Source organism: Nocardia carnea NBRC 14403 (assembly GCF_000308515.1).
GTDB classification, from domain to species: domain Bacteria; phylum Actinomycetota; class Actinomycetes; order Mycobacteriales; family Mycobacteriaceae; genus Nocardia; species Nocardia carnea.
Window position 1 is genome coordinate 45,316 of sequence record NZ_BAFV01000048.1, and the last position, 18,740, is coordinate 64,055.

The window sequence follows — 18,740 nt, forward strand, 5'->3', positions numbered from 1 at the left end:
CCGGCGAATCCCGGCGCGTTGCCCGGAACCGGTCAGGAGAGCTTCAGGCTGCGCCCGATGATCTCCTTCATGATCTCGGTGGTGCCGCCGTAGATGGTCTGCACGCGCGCATCCAGGTAGGCCTGGGCGATCGGGTATTCGCGCATATAGCCGTACCCGCCGTGCAGCTGCAGGCAGCGATCGATCAGCGCGACCTGCTCCTCGGTGCTCCACCATTTGGCCATGGCCGCGTCCTCGACCGACAGGGTGCCCGCGTTCAGTTCCGTGATGCAGCGGTCCACCAGCACCCGCACCGCGGTGGTCTTGGTGGCCAGCTCGGCCAGCACGAAGCGGGTGTTCTGCAGCGCGCCGATCGGTTTACCGAAGGCCTTGCGGTCCCGGACGTACTGGCAGGTCATATCCAGGCAGGCTTCCATCGCTGCGGCCGCCATGACCGCGATCGAGAGCCGCTCCTGCGGCAGGTTCTGCATCAGGTGGATGAAGCCCATCCCCTCCTGACCCAGCAGGTTCGCGGCGGGCACCCGGACATCGGTGAAGCTGAGTTCGGCGGTGTCCTGCGCCTTCAGACCCAGCTTGTCGAGGTTGCGGCCACGTTCGAAGCCCGGCATACCGCGCTCGACCACCAGCAGGCTGAAGCCCTGGGCGCCCTTCTCCGGGTCGGTTTGCGCGACCACGATGACGATATCGGAGTTGATGCCGTTGGTGATGAAGGTTTTCGCGCCGTTGAGGACCCAGTCGTCACCGTCGCGGACCGCGCGGGTCTTGATGCCCTGCAGGTCCGAACCGGTACCGGGTTCGGTCATGGCGATGGCGGTGATGAGCTCACCGGAACAGAACTTGGGCAGCCAGCGCTTCTTCTGCTCCTCGTTGGAGAGTTCCAGCAGATACGGCGCGATGACATCGTTGTGCAACGAGAAGCCGAGGCCGGAGTACTGTCCGCGTACCGTCTCCTCGGTGATGATCGAGTTGTAGCGGAAATCTTTCACCCCGCCGCCGCCGTACTCCTCCGGCATCGCCATACCGAGAAAGCCCTGCTTACCGGCTTCGAGCCAGACCGAACGGTCCACGGCGCCCTGTTCCGCCCACTGGTCGTGGAACGGCGCCACATGCGTCTCGAGAAACTTGCGGTACGACTCCCGGAACAGGTCGTGCTCGGGTTCGAACAGTGTGCGCTCCACACCTACCTCCTAGTGAACACTCCGACGGGGCCGCACCGGCCCGTCGCTGTGATCCACCGTACCCGGAGTGCGAATGGTTGTTTACTTCGCGCCTGGAATTCGCTGGTGCTCCTAGTCCGGGATCGATCTCCGCTCCGCCGTACCATTCACCCACGGCGGGTGCGGCGCTCAGACCGGGAGCAGTTCGCGCAGCCGCCCGGTGAGCGTACGGCCGCGGTCACGGTCGCGTTCACCGAGCAGGAAGGTCAATTCCTCACGGACGGCCTTCTGCAGCATGAGCGACAGCTGCTGTGCGGCCTCGTCGAGATCGTGCGCCTCCTGCCACGGCTGCGGATCGATCGCGGTACCGACCGAGAAATAGAAGCGCTCGGGACGCGGGATAAGGGTAGGCCCCAGCCCACGCACCAACGGCGGGGTGAGTTCGGTGTGGATCCCGAGCGCCTCGACCACCCGCCGCAACGGACGCAACAGCAGATCGTCCTTATCGGCGAGGATGTCGTAGGCATCGTCGATTCCGATCATCGCCACCGGCAGGATCGGCGCCCCGCATTCGATCGCCATCCGGGCGAAACCGGTGCGACCCTCCCAGCGCAGCGTGTACTTCTCCCCCTTGCGGCGGATCGCCTCGCGGCCGCCGCCGGGGAAAACGATCACCGCTTCACCGTGTTCGAGCAGCGTCCGGCAATTCTCCCGGGTGCCACGCACCGAACCGTAATAGTGCAGCATATGCCGCACGCCCGGAACGCGGATCAGCACATTCTCGGCGAGCCCGCGGATCAGCCTGCCCCGCCGCCGCAGTACCTCCGGCAGCAGCAGCGGAGCGTCGATCAGGCCGAGCAGGTTGTGGTTCGCGACCAGCAGCACGGGGCCGGAGTCGGGGATGTTCGACAATCCGAAGAACCGGGGGTCACTCCATGCCCGCACCGGCGCCAGCAGTGCCTCCAGGAACCGGAGATCGGCGCCGCCGAGGTCGACCGACAACGGTGCCCCGTCGCTGAGCCGCGGCAGGGCCGCATCATCGTGCTGCCGGTCCCGGCCGGCCGTGCAGCGTACGTCCGTGTTCCCCATGAATCCCTCCTGAAGTCGATCGATATTGATTGTGAATCGACATCAGCGGTATTCACACCCGGTTATGCGAAGTACCACACTCCAGCGGCCGGAATCAGCGTGCCCGACGCGCGCCGGTAACCGTTACGTTCCAGCGGCCCCCGCATGCGCGTAATCGGACAGCGCAGCCGCAAGTGCCTGCGGTACTCGCGCCTGCACCCGGGTGCCTTGCTCGGTGTGCTCGGACTGCGAGATCCGGCCGTCGGCGTGGATCCGGGCCAGCAGATCGCCGCGGCTGTACGGAAGCAAAACGCTCACTTCCACATCCAGCCCGCCGAGCACCTCGCCCAGCCTGGTCCGCAGCCGATCGATACCGAGATCCTTGTGGACGGAGACGAATTCGGCACCGGGCAGCAACCCGCGCAGCCGCGTGAGCTCCACCGGATCGATCTCGTCGATCTTGTTGACCACGAGCAACTCCGGTGGCGCCGGCAGACCCGATTCGCGCACCACATCGGTGACGACCTCGCGTACCGCCTTGATCTGCTCGACCGGCAGCGCATCGGAACCGTCCACCACGTGCAACAGCAGATCGGCGCCGGTGACCTCCTCCAGCGTCGAGCGGAATGCCTCGACCAGCTGGGTCGGCAGATGCCGAACGAACCCGACCGTATCGGTGAACACCACCTCGCGGCCGTCCTCGAGCTGCGCCCGGCGCGTGGTCGGATCCAGCGTGGCGAACAACGCGTCCTGCACCAGTACCCCGGAACCGGTCAGCGCGTTCATCAGGCTCGATTTACCGGCGTTGGTGTAGCCCACGATCGCCACGGCCGGCACACCACTCGATGTGCGACGCGCGCGTTTGGTGTCGCGAGCGGTTTTCATCTCGCGGATCTCGCGGCGCAGTTTGGCCATCCGCTCCCGGATCCGGCGCCGATCGGTCTCGATCTTGGTCTCACCGGGGCCGCGCAGACCCACGCCGCCGTTACTACCGGCCCGGCCGCCGGCCTGCCGCGACATGGACTCACCCCAGCCGCGCAGCCGCGGCAGCATGTACTCCATCTGCGCCAGCGCGACCTGCGCCTTACCTTCGCGTGAGGTGGCGTGCTGGGCGAAGATATCGAGAATCAGCGCGGTCCGATCGACCACCTTGACCTTGACGACCTTCTCCAGCGCGGTCAGCTGGGCGGGTGTGAGCTCACCGTCGCAGATAACGGTATCCGCGCCGGTGGACAACACCACCGCACGTAGTTCCTCGGCCTTACCGGAACCGATATAGGTGGCCGGATCGGGACGGTCACGGCGCTGGATGAGCGCCTCGAGCACCTCGGAGCCCGCGGTTTCGGCGAGCCGGGCCAGTTCGGCCATACTCGCATCCGCGCTCGCGGCGCTGCCCTCGGTCCAGACTCCGACCAGTACCACGCGCTCCAGGCGCAGCTGCCGGTATTCGACCTCGGTGATATCGGTGAGCTCGGTCGACAGACCGGCAATACGCCGTAGCGCGCTGCGATCCTCCAGCTGGAGCTCACCGGTGGTGGGATCGGCTGCCCAGCCGCCCCGGCGACCGGGCGCGGCATCATTGCCGTCGCGACCCGCGACGCTGATATCGACAGCGTCCCCGGAATCGTCCGGATCGTATCCGGCGGATTCCGCGTCGAACGCTGCATGGGACCATTCGCCGGTCCCGGACGTGTCAGTGCTTCTCATACACCTTCCATGCTGCCACCATGCGCTGGTCGGCGCATTCGATTTTCCCGGTAGGGGGCTTACTGCCCGTCCCACCAGTCCGCGGCCAGCTCGCCGCTCGCCACGAGTTCGGACGGGCCGCGCAACCACGCCGCACCGTCACGCACACCCACTCGGACCTGCCCGCCGGGAACCCGGACGGTGACCTCGCCGCTGTCGGTGGCCAGATCGAAACCGCCGGCTACCAGCGCGGCGGCCGCCGCCGCGACCGTGCCGGTCCCACAGGACCGGGTCTCGCCGACGCCCCGCTCATACACCCGCATATCGACACCGCCGTCGGCATCGAGCCCGGTCAGGATCTCGATATTGACTCCACGCGGGAACATATCCGGGTCGTATCCGGGGGGTGCGGTGAGATCCAGTTTCGCCAGCGATTCGGCCGTGAGGGAGCTGTCGACACAGGCGAGATGCGGATTACCGACATCCACGCCGAGCCCGCTGTAACCCCAACCGGTCAGCGTGGCCGTCGATTCCCCGAGGACCCGCAGCGCGCCCATATCCACGGTCACCTCGCCGAGTACCGCTCCGGCGGAGTGCACCACGACCGGGCGCGCGCCCGCCCGGCTGCCCACCACGAACCGGTCGTTTCCGACCAGCCCGCGGCACGCCAGGTAGTGGGCGAAAACACGCACTCCGTTACCGCACATTTCGGCGACCGAACCGTCGGCGTTGCGGTAATCCATGAACCAATCGTCCGGCCCCACCCCCGCGGGGAGTTCCGCCAGCACACCCGCCGCCCGGAGCCGGCCGGCGGGCGCGACCCGCAGCACACCGTCGGCGCCCAGCCCGCGACGCCGGTCACACAGCGCGGCCACACGGGCCGGGGTGAGATCCAGCCGCACCTGCGGGTCGGGCAGCACCACGAAATCGTTCTGGGTGCCGTGCCCCTTGGTGAATTCGACGGCCTGCCCGTTGCGGGTGCTCACGTCTTCGCCTCCGTGCACGTCGGTCGGTTCTCCTCGGTCGCGATCATCACTTGGCAAACGTCCGGCGCTGCCGGGAAATTTCGTACAGCGCCACCGCCGCGGCCGACGGCGCACCCAGCGAGCTGGCGGTACCGCCCATCGGAATGGTGACCGTATCGTCGCAGGCCGCGAACCACGCAGCGCTCATACCGCCGGTCTCGTTGCCGAGGACCAGGATCGTGGCATCGATCAGATCCTGATCGAAGACGGCGCGGTCGCCGCGCTCGTCGGTTCCCACGATCCGCGTGGGTATTCCCCGCTCGATCTGCCGGTCCCGGAAGGCGAGCACATCCGCCGGGTCGGCCACCCGGAACACCGGCAGGGAGAACAGCGAACCGGTGGACGCGCGGACACACCGCGGGTCGTACTGGTCGGCGCCGTGCCCGCTGACCACCACCGCCGAGGCACCGAACGCATCGGCGGACCGGATGAGGGTGCCCAGGTTGCCCGGCGAGTTCGGCCGATCGAACACGACGACAACGGGAGCTTCACCGGGATCGCCGGCCTCGTAGCCGGCCAGGTCGGCAGGGACCTGCTCGGCGACCGCGACCAGTTCGGGGGCGCCTGCGCTCTTCTCCCCCAGTTCCGCCATCAGTTCCGGTGCCAGCCCGACGGCCGGCACCGGACTGCTGTCGAGGACATCGCGTGCCCACGAGGACAGTCCGGGATCGTCGCCCAGCCGGTACAGCAGGGTTTCCAGCGGCCAGTCGCAGTCCAGCGCCTGCGTGATCGGCCGGACCCCGTGCACCAGGAACCGGCCGTCCCGATTCCGGGTGGTCCGGTTGTCCAGGTAGGCCGTCCATACCTGGACGGCGGCATTGCGGCTGTGTATCTGCCGGGTCACGGCCGGGTCGACTCCTTCGTTGTGGGTTCCTGTGCCGGGGACACCGTGGGATCGTGCATCGTCGGCTCGTTCGAGTCGGGTACCGGCGGCACAGCGGGATCGAACGGCACCGATGCTGCAGGGCCGTGCGCCGACGTTGCATCGGAATTGTGCGACGACGATTCGGCAGGACCGTGCGCCGCAGACAGGCCTGGATGCTGCACAGCGGGCGCAGCATTGCTCTGCGCATCGGAGACCGTGGCGGGCCACGCGTCGGACACCGTGGCAGGGCCCGCGCCGGCACCGGCACCTACGCCGGGGCGCACGGTGACTGGGCCCGCAGAATCGTCCAGCAGCGATATCGCGATATCGGTGGCTGCCGGGTTCGCCGCATCCACCCAGCGCACCCGGTGATCCCGGCGGAACCAGGAGCGCTGCCGCCGCACGTAGCGGCGGGTGCCGATGAATGTTCGCTCCCGGGCCGCGTCGAGGTCGTACTCCTGATCCAGGAAGGCCAGCACCTGGGCGTATCCGATCGCCCGGCGCGCGGTCTGTCCCTCCCGCAAACCGCGGCCGATCAGCCCACGCACCTCCTCGACCAGGCCCGTATCGAACATCGACGCCGTCCGCTGGGCAATCCGCGCGTCCAGTTCGGTGGTATCGCGGTCCACACCCAGAATCCGGGTACCCCAGCGCGGTTCCCCGACCGCCGGCGCGGACGCCGCGAAGGGTTTACCGGTCAGTTCGACAACCTCCAGCGCGCGTACCATCCGGCGGCCGTCGGTGGGCAGAATGGTGGCCGCGGCGGCCGGGTCCGCCTGCCGTAACGCTGCGTGCACCGCGGCGACACCCCCCTCCGCCAGCAATGCCTCCCATTTGGCCCGGACCTGCGGATCGGTCGCCGGAAACTCCCACTGATCCAGCAGTGCCTGCACGTACATCATCGAACCGCCCACGATGACCGGCAGTCGTCCGCGCGCCATGATTGCTTCGATATCGGCCGATGCCGCCACCTGGTAGGCGGCGACCGTCGCGGTTTCGGTCACCTCGAGCACATCGAGCTGGTGATGCGGGATACCGCGGCGCTGATCCGGCGGAAGTTTCGCCGTGCCGATATCCATCCCCCGATACAGCTGCATGGCGTCGATATTGACGATTTCGCCACCGAGCCGTTCGGCCAGTTCGAGTGCGAGATCCGATTTCCCGGTGGCGGTCGGGCCGACCACCGCGACCGGGCGGACGGTCTCGGTCACCGGTCCACCCCGCCCGGTCGCCACAGCCCGGCGTAGTAGCCGACCCCATAGGGCGCGTCCCGATACCGCTCGGCTGCCGCCGGCGGCTCGGGGTCGCCGGCGAACAGCCCCGCCAGCGCCTGGTAAGCGACCCGTCCGGACAGCATCAGCTCGGCACACAGCGCGGGTTCCAGGGCGAGTAGCGCGGCCCGGTCACCCGCGGCCAGGGCCCGGTCCAATCCGCTCTGCACGGCCTCCGCGCGGGGGTCGAAATAGCCTGGCGCGGCCGTCGACAAGGTCGCGGCGCCGTCCGCGACGACCAGAACGGCCCGCGGTTCGTCCATCGAATCGAGTTCGGCCCGCAATTCGGCACCGGCCTCGGCACAGCGCTCCGGCGCGCTGCCGGCCGCCAGCAACTGCGCCCGGACCAGCACATCCGGGGCCACCGCCCCGCGTAACCAGCCGGCGATCAGCACCGCCAGCGGCAGATCGGGATCCGCCCCGGCCATCTCGGGCGACCCGCCCAGCGATACCGTGACCTCGGGGCCGAAACCGCGGAAGGTGCCCGTGACGCCGGAGTCGTACTCCTGATCGGTGGCGCCGACTCCCAGCACGGTCCACTGCGACGCCACCCCGGCCAGCTCCCGCCCGATGGCGAGAACGGCAGCCCGCAACGCGGCCACGGCAGGTTCTCCCGGGGACACCGGGGCCGCCGCACCCGCGGGCGCCGCACCGCCGCACAGTTCGGGAACCAGAACCGGCGGCGAGGGGATGAGAGCCGCAAGACAGAACACGACGTCAACCGTAGCCCGTGCCCGCACAGCAGGGCTGCGCTCGGTCGCTCCGGCCCGACCGTGCTCGGGGGACGGGTACGAGTGTCTCTCCCGGAAACCCGGTGCTAATTGCTAGGGTGCGAGGTATCCGGAAGTGGTACCGGTCGGTCCGGATCCGCAGGTCGGGCCGTATGCGCCGGTTCGGCGCGGCGGCGGCCCGGAGCGCGAGCAACCGGCGGGCGGCCGACCGGCATCCCGCCCGTGCGGGCCGTACCGAGCGGCGGATGTGGCCAGATCGAGCGGGCGTAGCCAGAATGAGCAGAGCATAGCCATAATGCGCAGCGCGTAAACCAGGCAGCCGTGACGCGCGGCAGGGACGAGGAGCAATGACCCACAGCAACGGAACCGCCAAACCCGGCCCCGGCACCGCCGGTCGCCCGTCGCCCGCTCCCAAGCCCGGTAACCGTCCCAAACCCGGTGAACCGCATCCGTCGCCGGCGGCGATGAAATCAGCAGGTTCCGCCACCGAGCATCCGCACCCGGTCGTCGTGCCCACCACCACGGATCCGAGCAGGTGGGGCCGGGTGGACGAAGACGGCACCGCATGGGTGAAGACCTCCGACGGGGAACGGATCGTCGGCTCCTGGCAGGCCGGTAACGCCGCCGAAGGGCTCGCGCATTTCGGCCGCCGGTTCGACGATCTCGCCACCGAGGTCGCCCTGCTCGAGGCCCGCCTCGCCGCCGGCACCGACGCCCGCAAGACCAAGGCCGCCGCCCTGGCCCTGGCCGAAACGCTGCCCACGGCCGCCGTCATCGGCGATATCGAGGGGCTGGCGGCCCGCCTGCGCGCCATCGCCGAACACTCCGACGAAGCGGCAGCCCACGCCAAGGAGGAGAAAGAGCGCACCCGGCACGAGCACACCGAACGCAAAGAGGCGCTCGCCGCCGAGGCCGAGCAGATCGCCGCGGAATCCACCCAGTGGAAGGCCGCCGGTGATCGGCTGCGCGAAATCCTCGACGAATGGAAAACCATCCGCGGAGTCGACCGCAAGGTCGACGATGCGCTCTGGCGGCGGTACTCGAAGGCGCGCGAGGCGTTCAACCGCCGCCGCGGCGCCCATTTCGCCGAACTCGACCGGGAACGCGCCGCTGCCAAGACCCGCAAGGAAGAATTGTGCGTACGCGCCGAGGAACTGTCCGGTTCCACCGATTGGCCGGCGACGGCCGCGGTGTTCCGGGAGCTCCTCGTCGAATGGAAGAACGCCGGCCGGGCTCCCCGGGAGGCCGACGAAGCGCTGTGGCGGCGTTTCAAGAGCGCCCAGGATGTGTTCTTCGCCGCCCGCAATGCCGCGGCCTCCGAACGCGACGCCGAATTCGCCGATAACGCGACCGCGAAAGAAGAACTGCTCGGCAGCTACGAACCGCTGATAGACCCCGACTCCGATCTCGAAGGCGCCCGGACAGCACTGCGTGACCTGCAGGAACGCTGGGATGCGGTCGGTAAGGTGCCCCGCGAACGGATGCACGACCTGGAAAGCCGGCTGCGAGCACTGGAGAAGCGGGTACGCCAAGCGGCCGACGCGCAGTGGCGCCGGACCGATCCGGAGGCGCTGGCCCGGGCAGCGCAATTCCGCGAACGGGTTGCGCAGTTCGAAGAGCAGGCCGAGAAAGCCAGCGCCGCGGGTAAGACCCGCGATGCGGAGAAGGCACTCGAACAGGCCCGCCAGTGGCGCGAGTGGGCCGAAGCCGCGGAAGGCGCGGTCAGCAACCTCTGAACAGCGCGGGGGCGCGCCGGCGTTTCCCGGCGCGCCCCGCACCGGGGGTCAGTCCTCGCCGAGCCGCCGGCGCCACTCCCGCTCTTCGTCGCGGGCCGCGGCGATACGCCGCTGCTCCTCCGCGGCGAGCTGCAGGGCGGTACGGCTCCATACGACCTTCACCCAGTGGAAGGTCAGCACCATGATCGCGATCGTGCCCAGAATCAGCCCGAACCCCGGGCCCGCACCCACGTAGTTGTCGATCCCCGGTGTCTGCCGATGCCAGATCGAGAAAACACCGAACGCGCTGGCGATCGCCGATCCGGCCACCGCCAGCCAGGCGAGTGCCCAGCGCCGGGTCATCAGCGCCAGCAGCGAGAACCCGATCCCGAACACCAGCACGAACCAGACGAAAATCCGCGACGGCAACCCGATGTGCTCGACACTCGCCACCTCCGAACCGAGCAGCACATCGAATCCGCGCGCACCACCGGCATGCGGTAGCACCAGCGATACCAGCAGGACGAACACCGCACCCGCCACCACCATGGCGCGCACCCCGGGGTCGATCTCCCCGGCGATCCGGCGTTCGACCGCGTCCAGATCCTCGCGGTACTCCTCGAACTTCTCGGTCGTCTCGGCCGGATTCACTGCATCCTCGTTTCCATCCGCTGATTCGTCGTGTCGGGCCGCCGGGTCGCCGGTCGGCGGCTGCACCGGGCCGGAAGCGCCGGATTCGTCCGCCGGCTCCCGATCGTCGTCACCCGGCAGGGTCATACTCCGCACCCCGTGGAGCACCCCGAGCCGACCGGTTCCGGCTCCGGCGCACCGATCCGCGGCAACCCGAGACCCACCCCGATGGGCGCGGTCTTGGGTGTGGTTCCGGCCTCGTGCGCGTCACCGGCACGGGTGCGCCGATGCGTGCGGACCCCGCTGTCCGCGACGAGATGATGCGGGGCCGCGCCCGTCACCGCCACAGTGACCACATCGCCCGGACGGATCGGCTCGGCCGCACCCTCGGGCCGGAAATGCACCAGCCGGCCGTCGCGGGCGCGCCCGCTCATCCGGGCGGTCGCGGCATTCTTCTTCCCCGCACCGTCGGCCACCAGCAACTCCACCTCGGTCCCGACCAGCTCCTGATTGGCTTCCAGGCAGACCTGGTCCTGCAACGCGATGAGCCGGTCGTAGCGCTCCTGCACCACCTGTTTGGGGACCTGATCGGCCATCTCCGCCGCCGGAGTTCCCGGACGCGGCGAATACTGGAAGGTGAAGGCGCTGGTGAACCGGGCTTTCCGCACGACCTCGAGAGTCTGCTGGAAATCTTCCTCGGTCTCCCCCGGGAAGCCGACGATGATATCGGTGGTGATCGCGGCGTGCGGCATCGCCGCCCGCACCTTGTCGATGATGCCGAGGAAGCGGGCCTGCCGGTACGAGCGCCGCATCGATTTCAGCACCCGGTCCGAACCCGATTGCAACGGCATATGCAGTTGCGGGCACACATTCGGCGTCTCGGCCATCGCCTCGATCACATCATCGGTGAACTCGGCCGGATGTGGCGAGGTGAAACGCACCCGTTCCAGCCCGTCGATACCGCCGCATGCCCGCAGCAGCTTCGCGAACGCGCCACGATCGCGCGGCTGGTCGGGATCGGCGAAGGACGCTCCGTAGGAATTGACGTTCTGCCCGAGCAGCGTCACTTCGAGAACACCCTGATCCACCAGTGCCTGTACCTCGGCCAGCACATCGCCCGGGCGGCGGTCGACTTCCTTACCGCGCAGCGACGGCACGATGCAGAACGTGCAGGTGTTGTTACAGCCGACGGAGATCGAGACCCATCCCGCGTACGCCGATTCCCGCCGCGCCGGCAAGGTCGACGGAAAGGCCTCCAGCGATTCCAGGATCTCCACCTCGGCGGCGTCGTTGTGCCGGGCACGTTCGAGCAGCACAGGCAGCGAACCGAGATTATGCGTACCGAACACCACATCGACCCAGGGCGCCTTACGCACCACCGTATCGCGGTCCTTCTGGGCCAGACAGCCGCCGACGGCTATCTGCATACCCGGCCGCGACGCCTTGACCGGCGCGAGGTGCCCGAGCGTGCCGTACAGCTTGTTATCGGCGTTCTCCCGCACCGCGCAGGTATTGAATACGACGAGGTCGGGCGTCGCGCCGGGCGCGGCCCTGGTGTAGCCCGCATCCTCGAGCAGACCGGACAAGCGTTCGGAATCGTGCACGTTCATCTGGCAACCGAAGGTGCGGACCTCGTAACTACGCGTTCCGGCCGCCTCGCCCCTGGTAGGAAGCGTTACCTGTCCGATCGAATCCACCCGTCCAGGGTACGGGCTGTAATTTTGTCGGCGCCTCCGGCGTCGCAGGGGCGGGGCGTTGTCAACCCCTGCACTCGTCCGGGCCGGTCATCGCTATGTCATGGTGGCAGCTCCAGGCGCGTGGAATGGCCTGATGACCACGGGGCTCGGGGGGTCATCTGTTGATTACGGAGCTCGGGGTAGACCACCGTTGACCATGAGGCTCGAGGTAGACCACCCGTTGACTACACGGCCCGTAAGAGACCATCCGTGAAGGGGCGGGCTGTAATTTTGGAGACGCTCCGCGTCTCGAGGGGTGGGGCCCTGGTGGGCCCGGTTCTTCACTCCTGCGCTCCTCCGCTTCGCTCCCCCGCTCCGTCGCTCCAGAACCGGGCGGGCCCCACCCCGGGGAAGGTGGACCATCAACTGAGGTGCGATACAGGTGGAGCTGTGGGGGACACGGCTGGACGACTGGGTTACCGCCGATCGGGGCGGGAGCCGGCCGGTGACGGCGGCGATCCACCCGCGCCCGGACCGCTTCCTGTTATCGGGCACACTGGTCGGGCGCGGGGCGCTCATCGGTGGGCTCGCGCGGCAAATCACCGACGAGCGAACGGATTACGGCGGATTGCCGCCGGGTTAAGGCCGAATGTCGGCGCGGTGTGGCGTCCTGGTGTGTCGCCGAAAGGCGCGCAAATCCGGAAATTCCGCTTAAGGTCATCTGCATGACCGACGCCACCGACGCCGACGCGCCAGGTGCGGCGGGCGATACCGCCACGCCGCCGATGATCTCCCTACGCGCTGTCGACAAGCACTTCGGCGCCCTGCACGTTCTGCGCGATATCAACCTCGAGGTGCCCCGCGGGCAAGTGGTGATCGTGCTCGGCCCCTCGGGTTCCGGAAAATCGACACTGTGCCGCACGATCAACCGGCTGGAACCGATCGACTCCGGTGAGATCCGGGTCGACGGGGTGCCGCTGCCCGCGGAGGGCCGGGGGCTGGCCGCTCTGCGCGCCGATGTCGGCATGGTCTTCCAGTCCTTCAACTTGTTCGCGCACAAGACGATCGTCGAGAACGTCATGCTCGCGCCGATGAAGGTGCGCAAGGCCAAGAAAGAAGAGGCCCGCACACGGGCGATGGAACTGCTGAAACGCGTCGGTATCGCCGATCAGGCGGACAAGTATCCGGCGCAGCTGTCCGGGGGCCAGCAGCAACGGGTCGCGATCGCCCGCGCCCTGGCGATGAACCCGAAGGTGATGCTGTTCGACGAACCCACCTCGGCCCTGGACCCCGAGATGGTCAACGAGGTTCTCGATGTGATGGTCTCGCTCGCCAAAGAGGGGATGACCATGCTGGTCGTCACCCACGAGATGGGATTCGCCCGCCGCGCCGGCGACCGCGTGCTGTTCATGGCCGACGGCCAGGTCGTGGAGGACACCGACCCGGAGACCTTCTTCAGTGCACCCGAGTCCGATCGCGCCAAGGACTTCCTGGGCAAGATACTCAGCCACTGACAGCACGCAGGCCGGCCCGGGTCCGCGCACAGCGTGGCAGCCGGTGCGATCGGCGCGGCAGCACAGCACCATCGAGAAGATGAGGGAAGGAAAACCCGATGAGGATCAACCGAGCATTTCGCCTCGCAGTCGGAGCGGTCGCCGTGGCCGTGACCGCCACCGCCTGCGGTGGCGGCAGCGATAAGACCGCCCTGGAGAATGCCCAAGAGGGCGAGCTCACCATCGGCATCAAGTACGACCAGCCGGGTCTCGGCTTGCGTAACACCGACGGCACCTACAGCGGATTCGACGTCGAAGTGGCCAAATACGTGGCATCCGAACTCGGCGTGCAGCCGGATGCCATCACCTTCAAGGAGGCGCCGTCCGCACAGCGTGAGACGCTGATCGAAAACGGCCAGGTCGATTTCGTGGTCGCCACCTATTCGATCACCGACGCCCGCAAGGAGAAGGTCGATTTCGCCGGCCCCTACTACGTGGCCGGGCAGAGCCTGCTGGTGCGCGCGGACAACAACGAGATCACCGGCCCGGAGAGTATCGCCGGAAAGACCGTGTGCTCGGTAACCGGTTCCACACCGGCGCAGAACATCCAGAACAAGTTCCCCGACACCCAGCTGCAGACCTACGACACCTACTCGCTGTGCCTGGAGGGCCTGAACAGCGGCGCGGTGGCGGCGATGACCACCGATGACATCATCCTGGCCGGTTACGCCTCGCAGGCGCCCGGTAAGTACAAAGTCGTGGGCGAGAAGTTCACCACCGAGAACTACGGGATCGGTGTGAAGAAGGGCGATCAGGAAACCCGCGACAAGATCAACAACGCGATCGAGGAAATGATCAGCTCGGGCGCCTGGGACGCCGCTTTCCAGGAATCGGTCGGCAAGGCCGCCAGCTACGAAACCCCGGAGGCACCGCAGGTGGACCGGTACTGATTCACTGCATCGGCGGGCCGGACCGGAAACGGTGCGGTCCGCCGATCCCGGCTCTTCCCGCCGATCGGAGGCGCGCAACCACGTGTTCGATTTGATCTCGGAATACGACACCCAGCTGCTCGACGCATTCTGGATGACCATCAAGCTGACTGTGCTGTCTGCGGTCGGTTCATTGGTACTGGGCACCCTCATAGCCGGTATGCGGGTTTCTCCCGTCCCGGTGGCCCGCTGGGTCGGCACCACGTATGTGACCATTTTCCGTAACACCCCGCTCACCCTCATCCTGGTGTTCTGCTCGCTGGGCCTGTACTCGACGCTCGGGATGAATCTGGCTGCCGACGGCCCGACCTCGCTGGCCGACAACAATTTCCGCTGGGCGGTTATCGGCTTGAGTGTGTACACCGCCGCTTTCGTCTGCGAATCGCTGCGGGCAGGAATCAATACGGTGCCGCTGGGTCAGTCGGAGGCCGGGCGTTCCCTCGGTCTCAGCTTTCTGCAGAACCTACGGATCATCGTGCTGCCGCAAGCTTTCCGGTCGGTGATCGCACCGCTGGGCAGTGTGTTCATCGCCCTCACCAAGAACACGACGGTCGCCTCCGCGATCAGCGTGGCCGAGGCCTCGTTCCTGATGAAGAACATGATCGAAACCGAGGCGGCGCTGATCACCATCGGCCTCATATTCACCCTCGGTTTCGTGATCCTGACGCTGCCGGCCGGCCTGCTGTTCGGGCATCTGGCCAAACGATTCGAGGTGGCCCGATGAGTGGCAAGGCATCCGTTCTCTACGACGCGCCGGGCCCCGTCGCCCGAGTCCGCAATATCCTCTACTCGCTGGTCGTACTGGCGGCGGTATTGGTCGCGGGCTGGTACGTCTACCGCGGTTTCGCGGATCAAGGCCAGTTCACGGCCGATAAATGGGAGCCGTTCCTCGACGGCGCGGTATGGACCACCTACATCCTGCCGGGCCTGGAAGGCACCATCGTCGCCGCGGCGCTGTCGATCGTGCTCGCCCTGGTATTCGGCATGATCTTCGGGATCGCCCGGCTCTCCGATCACCGGTGGCTGCGCTGGGCTGCGGGCACGATCGTCGAGATCGCCCGCGCCATCCCGGTGCTGATCCTGATGATCTTCCTCTTCGCCCTGTACTCCGAGTACGACCTCTTCGATTCCGAGTACCTGGCGCTGGGCGCCGTGGTGACCGCGCTGACCATCTACAACGCGTCGGTGATCGCCGAGATCGTACGTGCCGGAATTCTGTCCCTCCCCAAAGGTCAGACCGAGGCCGGTGTCGCGCTGGGGCTGCGCAAGGGCCAGCTGATGCGCCTGATCCTGTTGCCGCAGGCGATCACCGCCATGCTGCCCGCGCTGGTATCGCAGATGGTGGTGGCTCTGAAGGATTCCGCGCTGGGTTATGTGATCACCTACGAGGAGGTCGTCCGCAGCGCCCAGCAGCTCGGCGCCGCGGAATCGAACACCATCCCCGCGCTGATCGTTGTCGCGATCATCATGATCCTGCTGAACGTCCTGCTCTCCACCATCGCCACCCGGCTGGAGAAGCGGCTCCGTTCCGGCCGCCGCAAACGGGGCGGCGCGGTGGTCGCCGCCGACACCGTTATCACCGATGCCGCTCCCGGAGTGGATATCACCAAGTAGGCATATCGATACCGGGCGGCGGATGAGCGCTAATGCGCTTTCCCGCCGCTCGGTATTTGGATCGCCCCCGCGCGAGGCCCGGCGCGGATACAGCGCCCCTAGGCGGCGCCCTGCTCGCCGGGGGCGTCGTAGACCAGCGTGTATCGCCAGAACAGGCGCCGCTGAATCTTGGCCCCGGGAAGTTCCCGCCCGGCTGCGGCCCGGATCTCCGCCAGACTCTCCTGCGGCTCGGCGGTGGGTGCCCGCATATGCGCGGGCAACGCCGGAGCAGGCACCGGATGCTTGATCATTCCGATGATCGGATTGAGAACAGCGGCAGGTAGCGCAGCGAGCATGTCGACAGGGCCGGCCATGCGGTAGCAGCCGACGATCACCAGTCGCCCGCCCGGACTCAGGCATTCGCGTAGTTCACGCATGGCCGGGGCCAACGGCAGGTGATGCAGGACGGCGACAAGGGTGACAGCATCCCAGCGCCGTTGCGGCTCACGCCCGGCGAAATCGGCCTGGACGATTCGCACAGCAGAGTCGCCGGCGAAACGCTCCGCCGCCGCGCGGGCAGACGTGGTGTCGGGTTCGAGCCCGGTGATCCGAGGAATCCGGCCGCGGAGCCGAGCGATGAGATTACCCGTCCCGCATCCGATATCGAGCACATCACGGGCGCCGGCGGCCACGACCCGGCGCTCGACCCACCGGCTGTAGTGATCGTTATGGCTCCACGGATGGCGGCGGTTGAACCGGTCGAGTCGAGTCAGCAGCATCACCGCATTCTCCGTGTTGTCGCCGGTGCCCGCCATCGCGCGGAGACGCGATCGGCCAGGCGACGCGGCCGGCCGAGAACCCGTTTCCTGTAGTGGGCGGCTGTGGGCTGGGTTATCCCGGCCGGCTTCCGCTGCCGGGCGGCCGTGGCGGCGGCGCGGCAAGTCGGCACGACCGACCCGCAGGTCTCGGCACGGCAGCAGGGCCTACCATTACGGTTTTCGGGATGTCGCCCGGAGCCCAGCGTTCGGCGGATCGGGTGCAGTCAGCCGAGTGGTGCATCGGGTTCGCCGAGATCGGCATCCCCTCGGCTCGCTTCCCATTCGGCCCTGACCACCGTGTATGCCACGGAGTGGCCGTAACCGCGACGGGCGAGCATTCCGACCAGGCGCCGGATGGCCTTCTCGCGATCCAGATCGGCGGGCAGCGTGCGCAGTTTGCGACGCACCAGTTCAGTGGCCCGCTCGTGTTCGTCGTCGGCGGTGATGTCGTCGAGCGCAGCCGCTGCTTCCTCGTTGGCCACGCCCTTGCGGCGCAACTCCTGGGCCAGCGCTTGCCGGCCTTTTCCCGAAAAGTTGTGCCGCTGCCGCACCCACTGCCGCGCGAATTCGGCATCGTCGATCAGTCCCACCTCGGCCAGCCGGTCGAGGGATTGCTCGATCACCTCGGCGGCGAAACCCTTGGCAGACAGCCGCTGTGCGAGTTCGGCACGGCTGCGCGCGCGAACCGCGAGCAGCCGCAGGCATGCTTCTTTCGCCTGTTCCAGCGATCCACCCGGCGGGTTGCCTTCAGCGCCGCCGACGTCCCGGTGCCGCCGCGCCGCGCCGGAACCGGGCGAACGCGTCCGCTGCGGATCGGACCCGTCCGCCCGGTCGCCCCGGCCGGAGCCGGCGGGCCGGCCGCCGGCCGCGAGGATTTCGTCCAGCTGCCGCCGAACCTCCGCCACCGGATCGGTCAAGCCCGGGCCATCGGATACGGGGCGCTGATTCATCGGATCAGAAATCGGCCGGAGTCTCCTCCGTAGCGGTCACATCCGCGCCGATGCCCAGCTTTTCCTTGATCTTCTTCTCGACCTCGTCGCGGATATCGGTGTTGTCCAGCAGGAACTTGCGGGCGTTCTCTTTACCCTGCCCGAGCTGATCGCCCTCGTAGGTGTACCAGGAGCCGGATTTACGGATGAACCCGTGCTCCACTCCCATATCGATCAGCGACCCCTCCTTCGAAATCCCGTGACCGTACAGGATATCGAATTCGGCCTGTTTGAACGGCGGGCTGACCTTGTTCTTCACGACCTTCACCCGGGTCCGGTTGCCCACCGCGTCGCTACCGTCCTTCAGCGTTTCGATACGCCGGACATCCAGGCGAACCGACGCGTAGAACTTCAACGCCTTACCACCGGTCGTGGTTTCGGGAGAACCGAACATGACGCCGATTTTCTCGCGCAGCTGGTTGATGAAAATCGCTGTGGTGCCGGAATTGTTCAGGGCGCTGGTCATCTTACGCAGGGCCTGGCTCATCAGGCGGGCCTGCAGGCCGACATGGCTGTCACCCATTTCGCCCTCGATTTCGGCGCGGGGTACCAGCGCGGCGACCGAGTCGATGACGATGATATCGATGGCGCCGGAGCGGACCAGCATATCGGCGATTTCCAGCGCCTGTTCGCCGGTATCGGGCTGGGATACCAGCAGGGCATCGGTATCGACGCCGAGTTTGGCGGCGTAATCGGGATCGAGGGCGTGCTCGGCGTCGATGAAGGCGGCGACCCCGCCGAGAGCCTGCGCGTTGGCGACGGCGTGCAGTGCGACGGTGGTCTTACCGGAGGATTCCGGACCGTAGACCTCCACGATCCGGCCGCGCGGCAGCCCCCCGATACCCAGCGCGACATCCAGTGCGATGGAACCGGTCGGGATGACCGCGATGGGCTGACGGGGCTCCTCCCCGAGACGCATCACCGCGCCCTTGCCGAAACTCTTCTCGACCTGTGCGAGAGCGAGCTCCAGCGCCTTGTCGCGGTCGTAGGCCTGTGGCGCCATCGTGACTCCCCTTTTCACCGGTTGGTTGGTA

General features: G+C 67.6%; 17 protein-coding genes and 1 pseudogene. 6 read left to right on the forward strand and 12 right to left on the reverse strand.

Annotation, left to right across the window (positions count from 1 at the left end; translation table 11 throughout):
* Positions 1-32 precede the first annotated feature (32 nt).
* The 7 genes and pseudogenes from ON22_RS16910 to ON22_RS16940 all read right to left on the reverse strand — a co-directional run bounded on the left by ON22_RS16910 (position 33) and on the right by ON22_RS16940 (position 7,785).
* On the reverse strand, positions 33-1,178 hold the full coding sequence (locus ON22_RS16910) for an acyl-CoA dehydrogenase family protein (protein ID WP_033241479.1): 1,146 nt from the start codon (positions 1,176-1,178) through the stop codon (positions 33-35).
* Positions 1,179-1,346: 168 nt separating this feature from the next.
* Entirely contained in the window at positions 1,347-2,246 is a 900-nt protein-coding gene (locus tag ON22_RS16915; protein WP_081595629.1) for a lysophospholipid acyltransferase family protein, read from the reverse strand.
* Between the two features lie 123 nt (positions 2,247-2,369).
* A complete protein-coding gene (gene hflX, locus ON22_RS16920) occupies positions 2,370-3,932 on the reverse strand; it encodes a GTPase HflX (protein WP_033241478.1) in 1,563 nt (520 codons plus the stop codon).
* Between the two features lie 59 nt (positions 3,933-3,991).
* Positions 3,992-4,897 (reverse strand): diaminopimelate epimerase, encoded by a 906-nt coding sequence (dapF, locus tag ON22_RS16925; protein ID WP_033241477.1) that lies wholly within the window; start codon positions 4,895-4,897, stop codon positions 3,992-3,994.
* A 46-nt stretch (positions 4,898-4,943) separates the two neighbouring features.
* Positions 4,944-5,780, reverse strand: a complete 837-nt coding sequence (locus tag ON22_RS16930; protein ID WP_033241476.1) for a TrmH family RNA methyltransferase — start codon at positions 5,778-5,780, stop codon at positions 4,944-4,946.
* A gap of 320 nt (positions 5,781-6,100) precedes the next feature.
* Positions 6,101-7,012: pseudogene (gene miaA, locus ON22_RS16935) on the reverse strand (tRNA (adenosine(37)-N6)-dimethylallyltransferase MiaA); the annotation flags it as partial.
* Positions 7,009-7,785: a class III extradiol ring-cleavage dioxygenase family protein gene (locus tag ON22_RS16940; RefSeq protein WP_033241475.1), complete on the reverse strand. Its 777-nt coding sequence runs from the start codon at positions 7,783-7,785 to the stop codon at positions 7,009-7,011. The gene ON22_RS16940 and the pseudogene miaA, both read right to left, overlap by 4 nt.
* A gap of 365 nt (positions 7,786-8,150) precedes the next feature.
* On the opposite strand from ON22_RS16940, the gene ON22_RS16945 reads away from it, so the two are divergent.
* Entirely contained in the window at positions 8,151-9,539 is a 1,389-nt protein-coding gene (locus ON22_RS16945) for a DUF349 domain-containing protein (protein ID WP_033241474.1), read from the forward strand.
* A gap of 48 nt (positions 9,540-9,587) precedes the next feature.
* On the opposite strand, the gene ON22_RS16950 is transcribed toward ON22_RS16945, so the two are convergent.
* Both ON22_RS16950 and miaB read right to left on the reverse strand, forming a co-directional pair.
* The gene (locus ON22_RS16950) at positions 9,588-10,295 is read right to left on the reverse strand and encodes an Rv2732c family membrane protein (RefSeq protein ID WP_033241473.1); all 708 of its coding nucleotides are present in this window, start codon (positions 10,293-10,295) and stop codon (positions 9,588-9,590) included.
* Positions 10,292-11,845 carry a tRNA (N6-isopentenyl adenosine(37)-C2)-methylthiotransferase MiaB gene (miaB, locus tag ON22_RS16955; RefSeq protein WP_033241472.1) on the reverse strand — a complete coding sequence of 518 codons (1,554 nt, stop codon included), beginning with the start codon at positions 11,843-11,845 and terminating at the stop codon, positions 10,292-10,294. Before miaB ends, ON22_RS16950 begins: the two co-directional genes overlap by 4 nt.
* A 421-nt stretch (positions 11,846-12,266) precedes the next feature.
* Here miaB and ON22_RS16960 point away from each other — a divergent pair, with 421 nt between their 5' ends.
* From ON22_RS16960 to ON22_RS16980, 5 genes are all read left to right on the forward strand, one after another.
* The gene (locus tag ON22_RS16960; RefSeq protein ID WP_033241471.1) at positions 12,267-12,467 is read left to right on the forward strand and encodes a hypothetical protein; all 201 of its coding nucleotides are present in this window, start codon (positions 12,267-12,269) and stop codon (positions 12,465-12,467) included.
* 142 nt (positions 12,468-12,609) lie between these two features.
* The gene (locus ON22_RS16965) at positions 12,610-13,338 is read left to right on the forward strand and encodes an amino acid ABC transporter ATP-binding protein (RefSeq protein ID WP_174375598.1); all 729 of its coding nucleotides are present in this window, start codon (positions 12,610-12,612) and stop codon (positions 13,336-13,338) included.
* Between the two features lie 98 nt (positions 13,339-13,436).
* Positions 13,437-14,267, forward strand: coding sequence for a glutamate ABC transporter substrate-binding protein (locus ON22_RS16970; RefSeq protein WP_033241469.1), 831 nt, complete (start codon positions 13,437-13,439; stop codon positions 14,265-14,267).
* 82 nt (positions 14,268-14,349) lie between these two features.
* Positions 14,350-15,030 (forward strand): amino acid ABC transporter permease, encoded by a 681-nt coding sequence (locus tag ON22_RS16975; RefSeq protein ID WP_033242239.1) that lies wholly within the window; start codon positions 14,350-14,352, stop codon positions 15,028-15,030.
* Positions 15,027-15,920, forward strand: coding sequence for an amino acid ABC transporter permease (locus tag ON22_RS16980; protein WP_033241468.1), 894 nt, complete (start codon positions 15,027-15,029; stop codon positions 15,918-15,920). The genes ON22_RS16975 and ON22_RS16980 overlap by 4 nt, the downstream gene beginning before the upstream one ends.
* A 98-nt stretch (positions 15,921-16,018) precedes the next feature.
* Here ON22_RS16980 and ON22_RS16985 read toward each other — a convergent pair whose 3' ends face one another.
* The 3 genes from ON22_RS16985 to recA form a co-directional block, all read right to left on the reverse strand.
* Entirely contained in the window at positions 16,019-16,678 is a 660-nt protein-coding gene (locus tag ON22_RS16985; RefSeq protein ID WP_231507921.1) for a class I SAM-dependent methyltransferase, read from the reverse strand.
* Between the two features lie 263 nt (positions 16,679-16,941).
* Positions 16,942-17,592, reverse strand: coding sequence for a recombination regulator RecX (gene recX, locus ON22_RS16990; protein WP_373280870.1), 651 nt, complete (start codon positions 17,590-17,592; stop codon positions 16,942-16,944).
* Positions 17,593-17,671: 79 nt separating this feature from the next.
* Positions 17,672-18,709 (reverse strand): recombinase RecA, encoded by a 1,038-nt coding sequence (gene recA, locus ON22_RS16995; protein ID WP_033241467.1) that lies wholly within the window; start codon positions 18,707-18,709, stop codon positions 17,672-17,674.
* Between the last annotated feature and the right edge of the window lie 31 nt (positions 18,710-18,740).